The 16,030-nt window shown below is 34.5% G+C and carries 13 protein-coding genes; 11 read left to right on the forward strand and 2 right to left on the reverse strand.

Annotated features, from left to right (window positions below; translation table 11 throughout):
- The first annotated feature begins 558 nt into the window (after positions 1 to 558).
- From M0051_RS17850 to M0051_RS17900, 11 genes are all read left to right on the forward strand, one after another.
- On the forward strand, positions 559 to 939 hold the full coding sequence (locus tag M0051_RS17850) for a DUF1801 domain-containing protein (protein ID WP_306742911.1): 381 nt from the start codon (positions 559 to 561) through the stop codon (positions 937 to 939).
- Between the two features lie 195 nt (positions 940 to 1,134).
- On the forward strand, positions 1,135 to 1,641 hold the full coding sequence (locus M0051_RS17855; RefSeq protein WP_306742912.1) for a YkgJ family cysteine cluster protein: 507 nt from the start codon (positions 1,135 to 1,137) through the stop codon (positions 1,639 to 1,641).
- A 53-nt stretch (positions 1,642 to 1,694) separates the two neighbouring features.
- The gene (porQ, locus tag M0051_RS17860) at positions 1,695 to 2,726 is read left to right on the forward strand and encodes a type IX secretion system protein PorQ (protein WP_306742913.1); all 1,032 of its coding nucleotides are present in this window, start codon (positions 1,695 to 1,697) and stop codon (positions 2,724 to 2,726) included.
- Between the two features lie 136 nt (positions 2,727 to 2,862).
- Positions 2,863 to 3,558 (forward strand): (d)CMP kinase, encoded by a 696-nt coding sequence (cmk, locus tag M0051_RS17865; protein WP_306742915.1) that lies wholly within the window; start codon positions 2,863 to 2,865, stop codon positions 3,556 to 3,558.
- 24 nt (positions 3,559 to 3,582) lie between these two features.
- The gene (gene pfkA, locus M0051_RS17870; RefSeq protein ID WP_306742917.1) at positions 3,583 to 5,430 is read left to right on the forward strand and encodes a 6-phosphofructokinase; all 1,848 of its coding nucleotides are present in this window, start codon (positions 3,583 to 3,585) and stop codon (positions 5,428 to 5,430) included.
- Between the two features lie 104 nt (positions 5,431 to 5,534).
- The gene (gene priA, locus M0051_RS17875) at positions 5,535 to 8,009 is read left to right on the forward strand and encodes a primosomal protein N' (RefSeq protein WP_306742918.1); all 2,475 of its coding nucleotides are present in this window, start codon (positions 5,535 to 5,537) and stop codon (positions 8,007 to 8,009) included.
- Between the two features lie 107 nt (positions 8,010 to 8,116).
- A complete protein-coding gene (locus M0051_RS17880; protein WP_306742919.1) occupies positions 8,117 to 9,118 on the forward strand; it encodes a bifunctional heptose 7-phosphate kinase/heptose 1-phosphate adenyltransferase in 1,002 nt (333 codons plus the stop codon).
- Positions 9,119 to 9,333: 215 nt separating this feature from the next.
- A complete protein-coding gene (locus M0051_RS17885; RefSeq protein ID WP_306742921.1) occupies positions 9,334 to 10,137 on the forward strand; it encodes a ParA family protein in 804 nt (267 codons plus the stop codon).
- A gap of 20 nt (positions 10,138 to 10,157) precedes the next feature.
- Complete coding sequence (locus M0051_RS17890; RefSeq protein ID WP_306742922.1) at positions 10,158 to 11,033, forward strand: ParB/RepB/Spo0J family partition protein; 876 nt, start codon at positions 10,158 to 10,160, stop codon at positions 11,031 to 11,033.
- A 25-nt stretch (positions 11,034 to 11,058) separates the two neighbouring features.
- Positions 11,059 to 11,724, forward strand: coding sequence for a DUF5683 domain-containing protein (locus M0051_RS17895; RefSeq protein ID WP_306742923.1), 666 nt, complete (start codon positions 11,059 to 11,061; stop codon positions 11,722 to 11,724).
- Positions 11,725 to 11,736: 12 nt separating this feature from the next.
- Positions 11,737 to 13,422, forward strand: a complete 1,686-nt coding sequence (locus M0051_RS17900; RefSeq protein ID WP_306742924.1) for a lytic transglycosylase domain-containing protein — start codon at positions 11,737 to 11,739, stop codon at positions 13,420 to 13,422.
- A 356-nt stretch (positions 13,423 to 13,778) separates the two neighbouring features.
- Here the strand turns inward: M0051_RS17900 and M0051_RS17905 are convergent, their stop codons facing one another.
- Together M0051_RS17905 and M0051_RS17910 are read right to left on the reverse strand one after the other, a co-directional pair.
- Positions 13,779 to 15,293, reverse strand: a complete 1,515-nt coding sequence (locus tag M0051_RS17905; protein WP_306742926.1) for a GldG family protein — start codon at positions 15,291 to 15,293, stop codon at positions 13,779 to 13,781.
- A gap of 10 nt (positions 15,294 to 15,303) precedes the next feature.
- Positions 15,304 to 16,029 (reverse strand): ABC transporter permease subunit, encoded by a 726-nt coding sequence (locus M0051_RS17910; RefSeq protein ID WP_306742927.1) that lies wholly within the window; start codon positions 16,027 to 16,029, stop codon positions 15,304 to 15,306.
- Position 16,030 lies beyond the last annotated feature (1 nt).

The following is a 16,030-nucleotide window of genomic DNA, read 5'->3' on the forward strand; positions in this document are numbered from 1 at the left end:
TTAAGTATATATTTGCAGTACCTATTAGGGAATAATCAATCTAATATTCCCCAAATTTAAGTAATAATCTGTCAAGCTATTTTAGGAAGGGTCAGGAATTTGCAAGAAACAGCTTCTCAGCTTCAAGAAGTAGGCTTCCTATGCCTAGAAATAGACTTCCAACTCTAAGAAATAGAGTTCACTGCTCAATCTATTGACTTTCTGCCATAAGAACTTGACTTCAAGTTCTAATCTATAGACTTCCACCTTCAAGATATAGAACCTTAACTTCAAGAAATGACATTCCAGTTTTAATCTTTATACTTTCGACTTCGAGAAATGGACTTTGAGAAGATATCGATGCACTTTCAAATTAATGTAATAGGCTTCATGTCCCAATCAATGCCCATTCGGATCCATTCATTACACTTTTAACTACTCGAAATATACTTTCGAATTTAATCGATACACTTTTAGCTCCTAAAAATTGACCTTGAGGTTCATTCAACAAAGTTTATGAGTTAAGAAGTTTTGTATATTTAAGCGGAATACTTAAACAATAGAATTCAAAAACTCTTTATGGATAAAGTCGAAGAATACATATACAATTTTGAGGGGGAACAAAGAGAAATTCTCTTGCAGCTTCATAACTTGATGATGTCTTTCCCTCACGTTGTAGCCAAGTACCGATACAAAGTTCCGTTTTATTACCGAAAAGCCTGGATTTGTTACTTACTCCCCAATAAGGATGGCACAGTAGACCTATCTTTTACCAGAGCGATTGAGTTCGCCGATGAAAACAAACAGCTCGACTTCAGAGATAGAAAAATGGTTGGAAGCATCTGTCTTTCCAAGCTCACAGATATCAATCAGGATGTAATGCTACTAATTCAAGAAGCACTTTTGATTGATGATACTGTGCCATATACTAAAAAGTGGTTCGGTAGAGACAAGAAGTAGTTATTCAATCTAAAAGCTCAAAATAAATAAGTAATTTCGCCCAAAATTTTAGAAGCTAACTGAAAATGAACAAACAATCTCTTATGGTATATGCTAGTCTTGTATTGGTAATGCTTTGGGGGAATTTTTCTTTTGTATGAATAAAAATTGTTTACTTGGTTTACAATCCAATCACAACAGTTAAAAAGTAATTTCATGAGCAAAATAAAGATAGATTTAGAGCAGTTGAAGGTAAAAGCCAAAAATACCGAGAGCGATACCAAAGAGTTTTTTGCCAAACTAAAAAAAAAGAAACCAAAACAATTGGATACCTTTGTTCATGCACTTCACGATGAAGTATTCGAAGAGTTGGACTGTTTGGAGTGTGCCAATTGCTGCAAGAGTATTAGCCCTATCATTATCGATAAAGACATTGAACGTTTGGCCAAGCATCTGAGAATGAAACCATCAGAAGTAATTGATCAATACCTGGAAATGGACCATGACAACGACTATGTATTTCGCGAAACTCCTTGCCCATTTCTAATGCCCGATAATTATTGCATGGTTTACGAAAGTCGTCCAAGAGCTTGTCGTGAATATCCACATACCGATAGAAAACGTTTTTATCAGATCTTAAATCTTACATTGAAAAATACTCATTACTGCCCGGCAGTTTACGAGGTAACCGATCGATTAAAGAAGAAAAAAGATCAATTGTAAACTTTATCTGTATAAATTTCAATTCGGATTTATATCTTTAGATTTCCTAAATCATGAACAGATCTTTTGCAATATATCTAATTCTATTTCTTTCCTGTCTTCAGGCATTCAGTCAGTCGGCTGGAGAGAATATTTATGAATTCCTAAACTTGGGAAGTTCTGCTCGGGTAGCTGCCTTAGGTGGAGATCAAATCGCTTTGGGAAATGTGGATGCCGATTATGCTTTTTACAATCCTGCCACTTTACAATCAGAATTAGATCAATCTATCAATTTGAACTATGTAAGCTATTTGGCAGATATCAATTACGGATATGCTTCATATACCAAAAACTATAAAGATATTGGTACGTTCTCTATTGGAATGCACTACGTAAACTACGGAAAGTTTACAGAGGCCAACGAACTTGGGGAAATCACAGGTAATTTTAAGGCCTCAGACTATGCGCTTTTTATTAGTTACGGAAAACAGATAAACGAAAATTTAAGTGTGGGGGTAACGCTAAAACCCATTTATTCTTCATTAGAAAAGTACAATTCTTTTGGTTTAGCTTCCGATTTAGCCATTATTTACGATAGTTCCGATAAACTTTTCAGGGCATCATTGGTTGCAAGAAATTTTGGATACCAGATTAAACCTTATTACGGCTCTCATCGTGAAGATTTGCCTAACGAGATACTTATCGGAATGAGTACCAAACTGCAACACGCTCCTTTCCGATTTGCCCTTACTTATCGCCATTTGGAAAAATTCAATCAATCGTATCAATCGGATTTAAATAAAGTTGATGATGCTTTTTCATATCAATCATCGGAAGATGGATTTGTTGACAAGGCATTAAAACATGTAATTCTGGGTGCAGAATTTCTTCCAACAAAAAATTTTGCGGTACGTTTGGGTTATAACTTTCAGCGCCGAGAGGAATTGAGCGTAGAAGAAAAAAAATCCACCGTAGGTTTCACTTGGGGTTTTGGCTTCAAAGTTTCTCGATTTCGTATAAATTTTGCTTCGGCAAAATATCATCTTGCTGGTTCAAGCAATCATTTTTCTGTTAGTACGAGACTTAGCGACTTTAATTTCAGATAAAAGCATTTTTGGAAAGCTGCATTGCAATCGTTTACAGACGACTAGGCAGCATTTTTAGATCACGAATCCTATTTTTGATCGATTTTCTTACTACTTTTGTACGCAATTGCACAAACTTTTCTAGCAATACTAAGTAATGAATATATCTGAAAAGAAATTAATTATAGCAATCGATGGCCACTCTTCGTGTGGTAAAAGCACTGTAGCCAAAGATTTAGCAAAAAAAATAGAATACACTTATATCGACAGTGGAGCAATGTATAGAGTTGTAACTCTTTTTGCAATGCGAAACGCTCTTATAAATAACGAGAAAGTAGACGAGAACAAACTAAGTCATTTAATTGATCAGGTTTCCATATCATTTCAGTACAATGACGAAAAACAACGTCATGAAACTTATTTAAATGGCGAATTGGTTGAAGACGAAATTCGTTCTTTAGCTGTATCAAACAACGTAAGCTTGATTGCAAAAATTAAGTTTGTTCGCGAAAAAATGGTTGCTTTTCAGCGTGAATTGAGCAAAGAAGGTGGCGTAATAATGGACGGTAGAGACATAGGAACGGTAGTATTTCCGAATGCCGAATTAAAAATATTCATGACAGCCGATGTTGAAGTAAGAGCAATCCGTCGATATAAAGAACTTAAGGATAAAGGGGAAGAAGTATCATTAGATGATATTCGCGAAAATGTGAAGAAAAGAGACTTTATCGATGAAAACAGAGATGAAAGTCCGTTACGAAAGGCTGAAGATGCTATCGTTCTTAACAATAGCAAACTTAGCAAAGAAGAGCAATTAGATTGGATTGTTGAAAGAATGAGCGAAGTCGTTTAATTATCTTTAAGAGAGAAGAAAGAAATGAAGATTGAAATCGATCCTAATGCTGGCTTTTGTTTTGGTGTAGTAAATGCCATAAACAAAGCTGAAGAAAATTTAAGTAAAGATGGTCAAATGTATTGTATTGGCGATATCGTTCATAACAGCATTGAGGTTAATCGTCTAAATGATTTAGGATTACAAACAATCGAACATGATGAGTTCAAAGGAATAAAGGAAAGGAAAGTACTGTTTCGCGCGCATGGCGAACCACCTTCATCTTATCGTATTGCAAAAAAGAATAAGATGGAAATTGTTGATGCCACTTGTCCGGTAGTGTTAAACCTTCAAAAAAGAATTAAGAAGTCATTCCGCGAACTTAAAAAGGTAAATGGGCAAATTCTCATTTACGGAAAAAAAGGTCATGCCGAAGTGAATGGATTAGTAGGTCAAACCAATGGTAAGGCAATTGTTATAGAAACAGCCAAAGACCTAAAATCGGTTAACCCTGATTTACCAGCAGAATTATTCTCACAAACAACCAAAACTCTTGAAGGGTTTAATTTGCTTCGTGAAGAATTACAGAAAATAATGAAGGCTCCATTTAAAGCTCATGACACAATATGTCGTAAAGTTGCAAATAGAGTGCCTTTAATTAAAGAGTTTGCGCAAAAACATGATGTAATTGTTTTCGTAAGCGGAAAGAAAAGTTCTAATGGAAAATTACTATTCGATGTTTGCAAAGGCATAAATCGAAATAGCTATTTCATATCAGAACCACAGGATATTGACATCAGTTGGTTTGTCAATGCAAAATCGGTTGGTGTTAGTGGAGCAACATCTACTCCTGGTTGGTTAATGAACGAAATTACTGAGAAAATCAAACTTGAAAATAAAATAAATATTAGCATGTCAAGAATTAAGAAAATTGGTGTACTTACATCAGGAGGGGATGCTCCAGGCATGAACGCGGCGATTCGAGCAGTTGTTCGAACTGCAATCTTCAACAAACTTGAAGTTGTAGGTATTAAACAAGGTTACGAAGGCCTTATTAATGGTGATTTCAAAAAAATGAAATCTCACGATGTAAGTAACATCCTTCAAAAAGGAGGTACTATTCTTCGTTCGGCAAGAAGCGAGGAGTTTAGAACCGTTGAGGGAAGACAGAAAGCTTATCAACAAATGCTTGATAACAAAATCGATGCCTTGGTAGTAATCGGTGGTGATGGTACTTTTTCGGGAGCTCGTATCTTTACACAAGAACACGATATTCCAGTTGTTGGTATCCCAGGAACCATTGATAACGACTTGTATGGTACCGATTATACTATTGGATACGATACTGCTATCAATACAGTAATCGATGCTGTTGATAAAATTCGCGACACAGCAAGTGCTCACAACCGTTTATTCTTTATTGAAGTAATGGGACGTGATGCTGGTTTTATTGCATTGCGCAGTGGTATTGCTACTGGTGCTGAGGCAATTTTGATACCTGAGAAAGAAACTCACGCTAAAGAATTACAAGCTTACCTTGAAAAAGGTTATAAAGAGCACAAATCAAGTGGTATTGTAATTGTTGCCGAAGGTGATAAATCTGGTGGTGCATATACAATTGCCAAGGAAATTGAAAAAGAACATCCTGAATATGACATTCGTGTGTCAGTACTTGGTCACATGCAGCGTGGTGGTTCTCCATCAGCATTCGACCGCGTAACTGCTTCTACATTGGGTGTTGCTGCTGTTGAAGCATTATTGGATGATCAAAAAAGTATAATGGTAGGAATGGTTCATGGTGATGTTACACACGTTCCTTTCAACAAAACCATTAAGAACAAAAAGAAAGTTAAGGATACATATCTACATATCAACGAAATCCTTTCTATCTAATTAAAATTTGCGACAGCTTTTGTTCAAGTTATATTTTTTCTGATTGAGATTCCTGCCTTGGGATTTCAATCAGAACTAATAACTTTGAGGAAAATGCCTCAAAAATGAACAATAACCTAAATTTCGCAGATATTATACTGCCACTTCCATTGGCCGGTGTTTATACTTATTCTATTCCAGATGAGTTTAAAAACCAAATGGCCATTGGGAAAAGGGTAGTTGTTCCGTTAGGCACAAAAAAACTGTACACAGGCATTGTTCAAGCACTTCACAATAATGCTCCTACGGATTATAAAGTAAAAGACATACTATCTTGTCTGGATGACTTTCCGGTAATTAATAATTTTCAATTAAAATTTTGGGATTGGATATCGCAATACTATCAATCAGTATTGGGCGATGTGTACAAAGCTGCCATACCTTCTGGATTAAAATTGGAGAGCCAAACAAAAATTATCCTCAACGAAGAATTTGTTGCTGATAATCCTCTAAGTAAAACCGAAGATCAAATCCTAAACATTTTAAGCAAATCGAAAGATGTTAGTATTGCCAGCTTAAATCAGGCTACAGGGTTAAAAAATACACTTCCACAAATAAAGTCACTCCTAGACAAAGGTGCTGTGGCAGTAGAAGAACATATTTCTTCTGGATATAAAGAGAAAAAACAAGAATTTGTTAGCCTGCATTCAAATTTCACAGAGGAAGAAATTGGTGAAATATTGAATGGATTAAAACGAGCAAAAAAACAGCAGGAATTACTTTATTCTTATCTAAATCTTTCCAAACACTATTTTGAAGAGAAACCCGTGAAAGTTAGTAGCACTGAGCTCTTAAAATCTGTTGATTGTTCACGAGCAATATTAAAGTCGCTGGTAGATAAGAACATTTTAAAGTTTTACTTCGAAAAATTAGACCGATTAGATCTGACTTTAATCAATACTACAGGATTAAAGGAGTTAAACTCACATCAAGCAATAGCAATAAATGAAATTCGGGAGAACTTCGAACACAAAAATTGCGTGCTTTTGCATGGTGTAACTTCTAGTGGTAAAACCGAGATCTATATTCATTTAATTGAAGAACAATTAAAACTAGGAAAACAAGTTCTTTATTTACTTCCTGAAATTGCCCTAACCACTCAAATCATTAATCGTTTAAAGTCAGTGTTTGGCAATAAGGTTGGTGTTTACCATTCAAAATTCAACGATTCAGAACGAGTTGAGATTTATAATAACGTACTTGATAATAAAACTGATAACGCGTACCAGGTAATCTTGGGCGTTCGTTCTTCCATTTTCCTTCCTTTCCAAAACTTAGGATTAATTATTATTGATGAAGAACATGAAAATACTTACAAACAATTTGATCCTTCTCCAAGATATCATGCACGAGATGCAGCTTTATATCTTGCCAACTTACATGGGGCAAAAACCCTTTTGGGCACAGCAACCCCTGCCGTGGAAAGCTATTACAATGCACAAACAGGCAAATACGGTTTGGTCGAGTTATTCAAAAGACATCAGGAAATTGAAATGCCTGAAATCATTGTTGCAGATATTAAAGAAGCTCGAAGGAAGAAAATGATGAAATCGATTTTTTCTCCAGAATTAATGTCACACATGACTGAAAGTTTGGAGAACAAAGAACAAATCATCTTATTTCAAAACAGAAGAGGATATGCCCCTTATTTGGAATGCAAATCGTGCGGATGGGTTCCTCATTGTCCGAATTGTTCGGTAAGCCTTACCTATCATCGCCATAACAATTTACTGGTTTGCCATTATTGTGGTCATGGCATGACACCTCCAAATAATTGTGAACATTGCGGTTCATCTGGATTAGAAGACAGAGGCTTCGGAACAGAAAAAATTGAAGAAGAACTTCTCTCCTACTTTCCGGAAGCCAGAGTTGGAAGAATGGATTTGGATACAACCAGAAAGAAAAATGCATACGAAAAACTAATATATCAATTCGAAAAACATGAGTTAGATATTTTGGTTGGAACACAAATGGTTTCGAAGGGTTTGGATTTTGATAATGTTGGTTTGGTAGGAATTTTAAATGCAGATTCTATGCTTAATTATCCTGATTTTAGAGCTTATGAAAGAAGCTTTCAGATGATGGCACAAGTTTCAGGACGTGCGGGTAGAAAAAAGAAAAGAGGCAAGGTGTTAATTCAGACTTACACTCCTGAACATGAAATTATTAAAAACGTGGTTAAGAATGACTATTTTGAGATGTATTCTTCACAGATTGCAGAACGTAAAGAATATATCTATCCCCCATTTTATCGTTTAATCAACATTAGCTTAAAACACAAAAATCAACGCTTGGTTAACGAAGCTGCTAATTATTTTGCCAACTCCCTTCGGAAAATTTTTGGAATTAGAGTATTTGGCCCCCAATCTCCAGTTATAAATCGAATTCAAAATTCTTTTATCGTAAATATTCTTTTAAAAATTGAAAAGAAAAGTTCACCTGCAAAGGCGAAGTGGATTCTAAACCAACAAGCAAATTTCTTGAAAGAAATAGAGATATTTAAAAGCATTCAAATCCATTTTGATGTTGATCCTATGTAATAACTTATCCAAATTAAGTGTTAAAAAAGCCTAAGGATTTTCAGCAATGCTTATCAACAAACGAATTTGTTTATCTTTGCTCAAATAACTTCGAAAATCGAATTATCGTGAACAAAATTGAACTTGAAAAAACTTTTGACAGTTTTTCCGACTATAATGTGCTAATTATTGGTGATGTAATGGTTGATGCCTATGTTTGGGGCAAAGTAGAACGCATCTCTCCAGAAGCACCTGTACCAATTGTTTCTTGTGTTAACCGTGAAAGCCGACTAGGTGGAGCTGCCAATGTTGCTCTGAATATCAAATCCATGGGAGCAAATCCTATTCTTTGCTCAGTAATCGGCAACGATGAGAAAGGAAAAGAATTCTTAAATCTTCTTACTGCTATTCAAGATGAACAATATGGAATTATAGCAAGCGATCATCGAAAAACAACAGTTAAAACTAGATTTATTAGTGATAATCAACACATCATTCGTGTAGATGAGGAAGATACTCACGAATTGGCTGACGATATTGAAATTGAATTTATTGATCACATTAAAAGTTTGATTGATAAGCACAAAATTCATGCTGTCATTTTCGAAGATTACGACAAAGGTGTAATCACCAAAAAGTTAATTGAAGAAATTACGACTCTTGCCAATGATAGAAACATACCGATTCTGGTTGATCCTAAAAAGCGTCACTATTCAGATTATAAAAACGTAACCCTATTCAAACCTAACTTTAAAGAGTTTGTTGAGGGATCAAATCTTCACCTTGAAAAAGGAGATATAGAAGGATTGTTTACAGAAGCCAAAAATTTCCAGAATGAAATGGGTATTAACAAGTTGTTGATAACTCTTTCTGAACTTGGTGTTTTTATCAGCAATGAGAATACCTATGAACACATTCCTGCCGTGGTTCGTGAAATTGCAGATGTTTCTGGGGCTGGAGATACTGTAATTAGTGTAGCAACTCTTTGTTTGGCTGCCGGTTTGAATGCAAAAGAGATTGCAGCAATATCGAATTTAGCGGGTGGTATCGTATGTGAAATTCCTGTAGTTGTGCCAATCGAAAAAGATCAATTGCTTAAAGAAAGTATTAAATTATTTGCACAAGCTTAAAATCACTTATACTTGTATTTTCGATTATGAAAACAATTGGTATTAAAGAAGTTGATTTTAGAAAGATTTTCTAAAATCACGCCAGTAATATGTTGATAATTTTATGGTTTCTGTTGGTATTTTAGAATGACTCAAAATTTTAAATGTCGGTTAAAATTGTATCTTTGAGACTACATCAAAAAATTTAATTTAAATCCTTATAATAAGAATTGTTTATGGCTAAAATTATTGCTCTGGCAAACCAAAAAGGAGGGGTTGGAAAAACCACAACGGCTATCAATCTGGCTTCGAGCCTTGCCGTTTTGGAATATAAGGTACTGATTATTGATGCTGATCCACAGGCTAATTCAACATCAGGAATAGGTTATGATGTTCGTTCTATCGAGAATAGCATTTATGAATGTATAGTTGACGGAATTAATCCGAAAGAAGCAGTTCTTAAAAGTGATATTGAAGGATTTGATATTATCCCTTCTCACATTGATTTGGTTGGTGCAGAAATTGAAATGCTCAACCTATCAAATCGTGAAAAAATACTTTCTAATGTATTAAAAAAGGTAAGTCCTGATTATGATTTTATTTTGATCGACTGTTCTCCATCATTAGGCCTAATTACGGTTAACGCACTTACTGCAGCTGATTCAGTTATCATTCCTGTACAGTGTGAATATTTTGCTTTGGAAGGTCTAGGTAAACTTTTAAACACAATTAAAATCATTCAATCTCGTTTAAATACCGAATTGGAAATTGAAGGTTTCCTTTTAACCATGTACGATAGCCGTTTAAGATTATCGAATCAGGTAGTTAGCGAAGTAAGAAAGCATTTTCAGGATATGGTATTCGAAACCATTATCCAAAGAAACACCAAACTCGGAGAAGCACCAAGTTACGGGAAACCTGCAATTCTTTATGATGCAGACTCTGCAGGTGCAATTAATTACTTAAATTTGGCTCGCGAATTGTTGCAGAACAACAACATGACCAAAATGAGTAATAAGGAAAAGATTATCAGCGAATAATATAATATTGAAAGAGTAACATGGCAAAAAAAAGCGCATTAGGAAGGGGATTAGGTGCATTAATCGACGACGTTGATGAAGTACAGGCAAAACCAGAAAAAAGTGTAAGCAACGAAATTGAAATTTCTAAAATTGAAGCCAACCCTTACCAACCTAGAACAAAGTTTGACGAGGAAGCTTTAAATGAACTTGCCCAATCGATTAAAGAATTAGGTATTGTACAGCCGCTAACGGTGAGGAAAATCAATAACAATTCTTATCAGCTTATTGCCGGAGAACGACGTTTTAGAGCTGCTAAAATAGCAGGTCTAGATAGTGTTCCTGTATATATTCGCCTTGCTGATGACGACAAAATGTTAGAGTTGGCATTGGTTGAAAATATTCAACGTGAAGATCTTGATTCTATTGAAGTTGCCATAAGTTATCAAAGATTAATTGATGAAATTAAACTAACCCAAGAGAGTTTATCCGAACGTGTCGGAAAAAAACGCTCAACCATATCCAACTATTTACGATTACTTAAACTACCTGCCGAAATTCAGAAAGGAATTCGTGAGAAAAGACTTCTTATGGGGCATGCAAGAGCTCTTGTAAATGTTGACGATCCTAAATCTCAGCTTGATATCTTTAAACTAACCGTTGAGAATGATTTCTCGGTACGAAAAGTTGAGGAATTGGTTCGTGAATTGAACAAAGGCAGCAAGGAGAAAAAAACTCCTTCGAAAAATTCATTGCCTAAAGAGTATGAGTCATTAAAAGACCATCTTTCACAACATTTTAAAACTAAAGTTGATTTAAAGCGTACCAATAACGGTAAAGGAAAAATCATTATCCCGTTTAAATCGGACGATGATTTAGAGCGTATTTTGGCCGTTATGGATCAAATGAATTCGTAAATAGTAACATATAAAACAATTAAAATTGAACAACTTACGCCCACTTTTAATTTCAGTGGCGGTATTGCTCGTTTTTATCTTTGCTGGAAACACGCATGTTCAAGCTCAGAAATTTACTGCAGATACCGTACAGGTGGAATCAAGTGTTAAGATACACTCTCCTCATAAGGCTACCATGTATTCAGTTATGCTTCCTGGTTTAGGTCAGGCATACAATAAAAAATACTGGAAAATTCCGATTTTATATGCAGGAATTGGTGCTACCATTTATGCGATTAGCTGGAATACAAAAAACTTCAACAAATACAAAGATGGATATCGGGATTTCTCCTTGTATATGGATTATAAAAACCTACCGGAAGAAGAGAAATTAAATACAACAGAACCAACAGGTAAAAGTTACGAAGGCCTTTATACCGATGGATTTGACTTTGAAAATTCTTCAGCTAGTTTTGATAACTGGTTTAAAACACAATTACAAAACAACAAAGACTCCTACAAACACGACAGAGACCTCAGCTATATCATTTTAGCCGGAGTTTACGTATTAAATATCATTGATGCTGCCGTTGATGCACATTTAATGAACTTTAATGTGAACGAAGAACTTACTTTTAGGGTTGAACCTGCAGTGAGTTACTCAGCCTTTACTGGTAATACGCTAGGATTTAGATGCCAAATTACTTTTTAGACGAGAGAGACAATGAGAAGAAAGATTTTTTTTATACCCATAATTTTATCGGTAACTGCATTGGCATGCAGTACAATTAAGCCAACTGCAACGCAAAATATTAAGAAAGAGCAAATAGAAATTGAAAATACTTTATCTGATTTAGATACTGTGAGCACTGAAATTGCTGTAAGTGAACCTGAATCAGAAACAGACACCCTGGCATTTCTAAAATTGAACAATGTTGATGTTCGTTACGACCTGGATGACAATATCAATACTAATTTTTCAAGTAATCTGGATAGCCTATTGCATCTTTGGTATATCAAAAACACAGATTCACATTACAGCACCGAAAAATCAAATACCAATATCACTTTAAATGATTCGGTATACATCGATCGTTTAAAGCAAATCCCTTCCTTAATCGATTTATCTTACAACAAAATCGTTAAAAACTACATTAAACTGTATTCTGAAAAGAGAAGATCTCAGGTTGAATACATGATGGGATTATCGGAATATTATTTCCCGATTTTCGAAGAAATTTTAGATAAAGAAGGCTTGCCTCAAGAACTAAAATACCTTCCAATTATTGAATCGGCATTAAATCCTAAAGCATTATCACGTGCAGGAGCTAGCGGTTTATGGCAATTTATGTATGGAACAGGTCGCATGTACAAACTAAACATCAACTCTTTTGTTGATGAAAGAAGAGATCCTGTGAAATCGAGTTATGCTGCGGTTAAATATTTAAAAGATATGTACAAAGTATACGGCAATTGGCATTTGGTTATTGCCGCTTACAATTGTGGTCCTGGAAATGTAAACAAAGCCATTCGACGCAGTGGAGGTAAAAGAAATTACTGGGATATCTATTACCGATTACCTCGTGAAACAAGAGGATATGTGCCAGCTTTTATTGCTGCAATATATACTTTCAATTACCACAAGGAACATAATCTTTATCCAAAGAAATCGAATTTCCCAATTGCTTGCGATACCTTAATGATTGATGAAACTTTACATTTTGATCAGGTTTCGAAAGTAATTAATATTCCAAAAGAACAATTAAGGGATTTAAATCCACAATATCGTGCTGATATTTTACCTGGAGGAAAGGCATATTCGCTTAAACTTCCATTAAAATTAACTTCGAAATTCATTGATATGCAAGATTCAATCTTTGCATACAAAAAAGATTATTATTTCAGCCAAAAAGATAAGGTTGTTAATCCTAGAGATAGATATCAAAAATTTGCTCATGTAGTACCTAAAAACAAGGCTAAAGTATACTACAAAGTAAAACCTGGTGATGCAGTAGGATTGATTGCTTCATGGTTTCACATTAGAACTTCAGACCTGCGTTACTGGAATAATATCAGAAGAAACTTAATTAAAGTAGGACAAAAATTAGTGGTTTATGTACCTAAATCAAAAGCTGATTACTACAGAGGCTTCAACAGTATGAGCTATGCTCAAAAACAAGCCACTTTGGGTAAGAAAGTAACCACTTCAACTGCTAGTGTTACTAAAACAACACCTGAAAAAATAGATGGCTCGTATGTTTACTATACGGTACGAAGAGGTGATAATTTCTGGACAATTGCTAAAAAATTCCCTGGTGTTTCGAATTACGATATCATGAAACTGAATAATATTAATGATGCCAGAAGCCTTAAAGTGGGGCAAAAATTAAGAATCAAACGAAAGAGTTAATCTTATATACTGCATAAAAAAGCGAAGAGTTATCTTCGCTTTTTTTATTAGATTTATAAACAAGTTCTGCTAATTTATAAACAAACCACCAATCGCATTATTTAAATCGATTTTAAATTAACAAACTCTACAATATCGGATATTATTAGAACACTGCAACTTACATTCAATACTAAGTATAATCTAATGTACAAAGAAAGATTTTTTTTGATTAGTGACCTTAATATAATTAAATTGCTTTCGATAAATAAAAACTATAAGTTTTTATTTGTTCCCCGATTCATTGATATGCTAATTAGCTTCCGGTAAAATCATTCCCCGATTTGCCGGAAGCCGGGAACAATAAATCTCTATCCTTATTTTATAAATCCAGGTCGCATCCGTTTACCTCTTCTATTGCTTCTTCGTTTAAATCGTATTACTCCATAAGCAATTAAAAGCACCACTGGAATTAAAAAATTAAAGTACTTAATCATCAATACTTTTCCATCGGAAATTTCTTTCAATGGCCTCGATAATACTCCTTTTGTTCTCAAACTCATTAATCCTGAGTCATCTGAAAGCCAATCTATCGCATTGGCGAAAAGGTTAATGTTGTCTTTTTGAATTGGAATTTTGTTTGCACCAAAACCATTTACAATAAAGTTTCCATCACCAATTACACATATTTTAGCTTCTTCTTCTCCCCCCATTGGTCCAGATAAAGTAGCAGCAACGGTTAAATCTGGATATAAAAAGTCTTGAGCTCTCCAATTTCTACCAATATTAAAGCTTATAGGCGCTTTTAATTTTCCTGATATCTTTGATGTATAGGCCAAAGGTTGATAATTCATTAAAGTATCACCCACATACTTTATCGGACTGGCAAATTGTAAAATCAGAGTTTCAATTCCATCAGTTATGCTATGATTTGTAAATTGTGAAATGACAGGTAAAAATGGAAAATTGATTTGCTGTGGAAATGAAAAAAATCCTTGTTGCTGTACTGTTACTGTACCACATTTTTTATCAACAATAAAAGAATCTTCGACATACAATCCTTTATTCTCAAGCCATTTCTCCAAACCTGTATTAACCGATACACCTATACCATCATTCAGCATTCCCCTAACACGTTCCATCGCAATCATCAACGATCCACCTTTTTCAAGATAATTATCAAGACTTCCCAATTGTGTTGGAGAAATTGTACCGGTTGGGCCAATTAACATCAAGCATTCATATTTTTCTAAATCAGGTTCTGCTAGAAGATATACAGGTTTTACATCATATAATATTGATAATTCATCCAATACTTGTTCGATCGAAGCAAATTCAGGCTCTCCATGTCCCATAATATAACCTATTTGTGGCTTATCCTTAATGGTTAATCTCTTGATTAAAGTAGACAAAGTATACTCCATCGCAATTCCAGGCTTTATTAAAGGTATTGCTTCAAACTCGCTACCAACCTGTATTACCATGCCTAAAAAGACCCTTTGCACCTTTAGTTGGTCCTTTTCTCTTACCTCCAAGGGCACTGGGTGAATTCCAGCTTCTATAGCTTCCTGTTCAAGTTCTTGGTTTTTATTCGGATTGATATATTCAAAATCAATTTTTCTATTGCTATAATGACTATACTCAGTTAGTAAGTTTTTTAAATCCTTAACTGTTCTATTAACATCTGTAGGTAAATCCTCAGAAATATATAGCGTGATAATGATTGGCTCATTTACCTCTTTTAAGATGCGTTTTGTAGAACGATCTAATGTATATCTTTTATCTTCTGTGAAATCAGCCCTAAGAAAAAACATTGATGAAAGTGAATTCAACACAATCAACAAGCCAGCAACCATTAAAATATTATATATAACTTTTCTTCTTTTTATCATATTTAACTAATTATACTTGAAGATTTCTATTCGAAAGAATCATTTTAGAGGAATACAAACAAAAGAATGAAATTGAAAAGAAATAGATTAAATCTTTTGTATCAACAACACCACGAGTAATGGACTCAAAGTGGGTTGATAAACTCAAAAAACTAAAAACACTTCCTGTAAATCCAACAAAATTCGCAGCTAAAACATCAAAAATAATATGAAAAAATATCCCAATTGACAATGCTGTTAAAGAAGCAACAATTGGATTGGAAAACAAACAACTAGTTAATAATCCGATGCTTATATAAACCATACTCATCAAAAGTAAGCCTAAATAGCCTAACACGATGGCCGAGTGATCAACAGGACCAATGGCCCACAAAGTAAAATAGTAGAACAATGTAGGCGTTAAAGCTATCCCAATTAAGAAAAAGGTTGACAAAAATTTACCTAAAATTAGTTGCCAATCGCTTACAGGCTTGGTAAGTAGTAGCTCCAAAGTGCCTGCCTTTAATTCTCCCGCAATGGATCTCATCGTTAAAGCAGGAATAAAAATAAACAAGCTCCAATAGGCTACAGTAAAAAAAGTATCAAGACTTGCCTGCCCTAAAAAGAATACATCAGCACCATAAATCCAGGTGAAAAACCCACTAAAGCCAAGAAATATAATAATTAATACATAGGCTGTAAGTGAATCAAAAAAGGAATTTAGTTCTCGATATGCAATGTGTAAAATTTGCTTCATA

It is taken from the genome of Marinifilum sp. D714, assembly GCF_030851345.1.
Taxonomy (GTDB): Bacteria; Bacteroidota; Bacteroidia; order Bacteroidales; family Marinifilaceae; genus Marinifilum.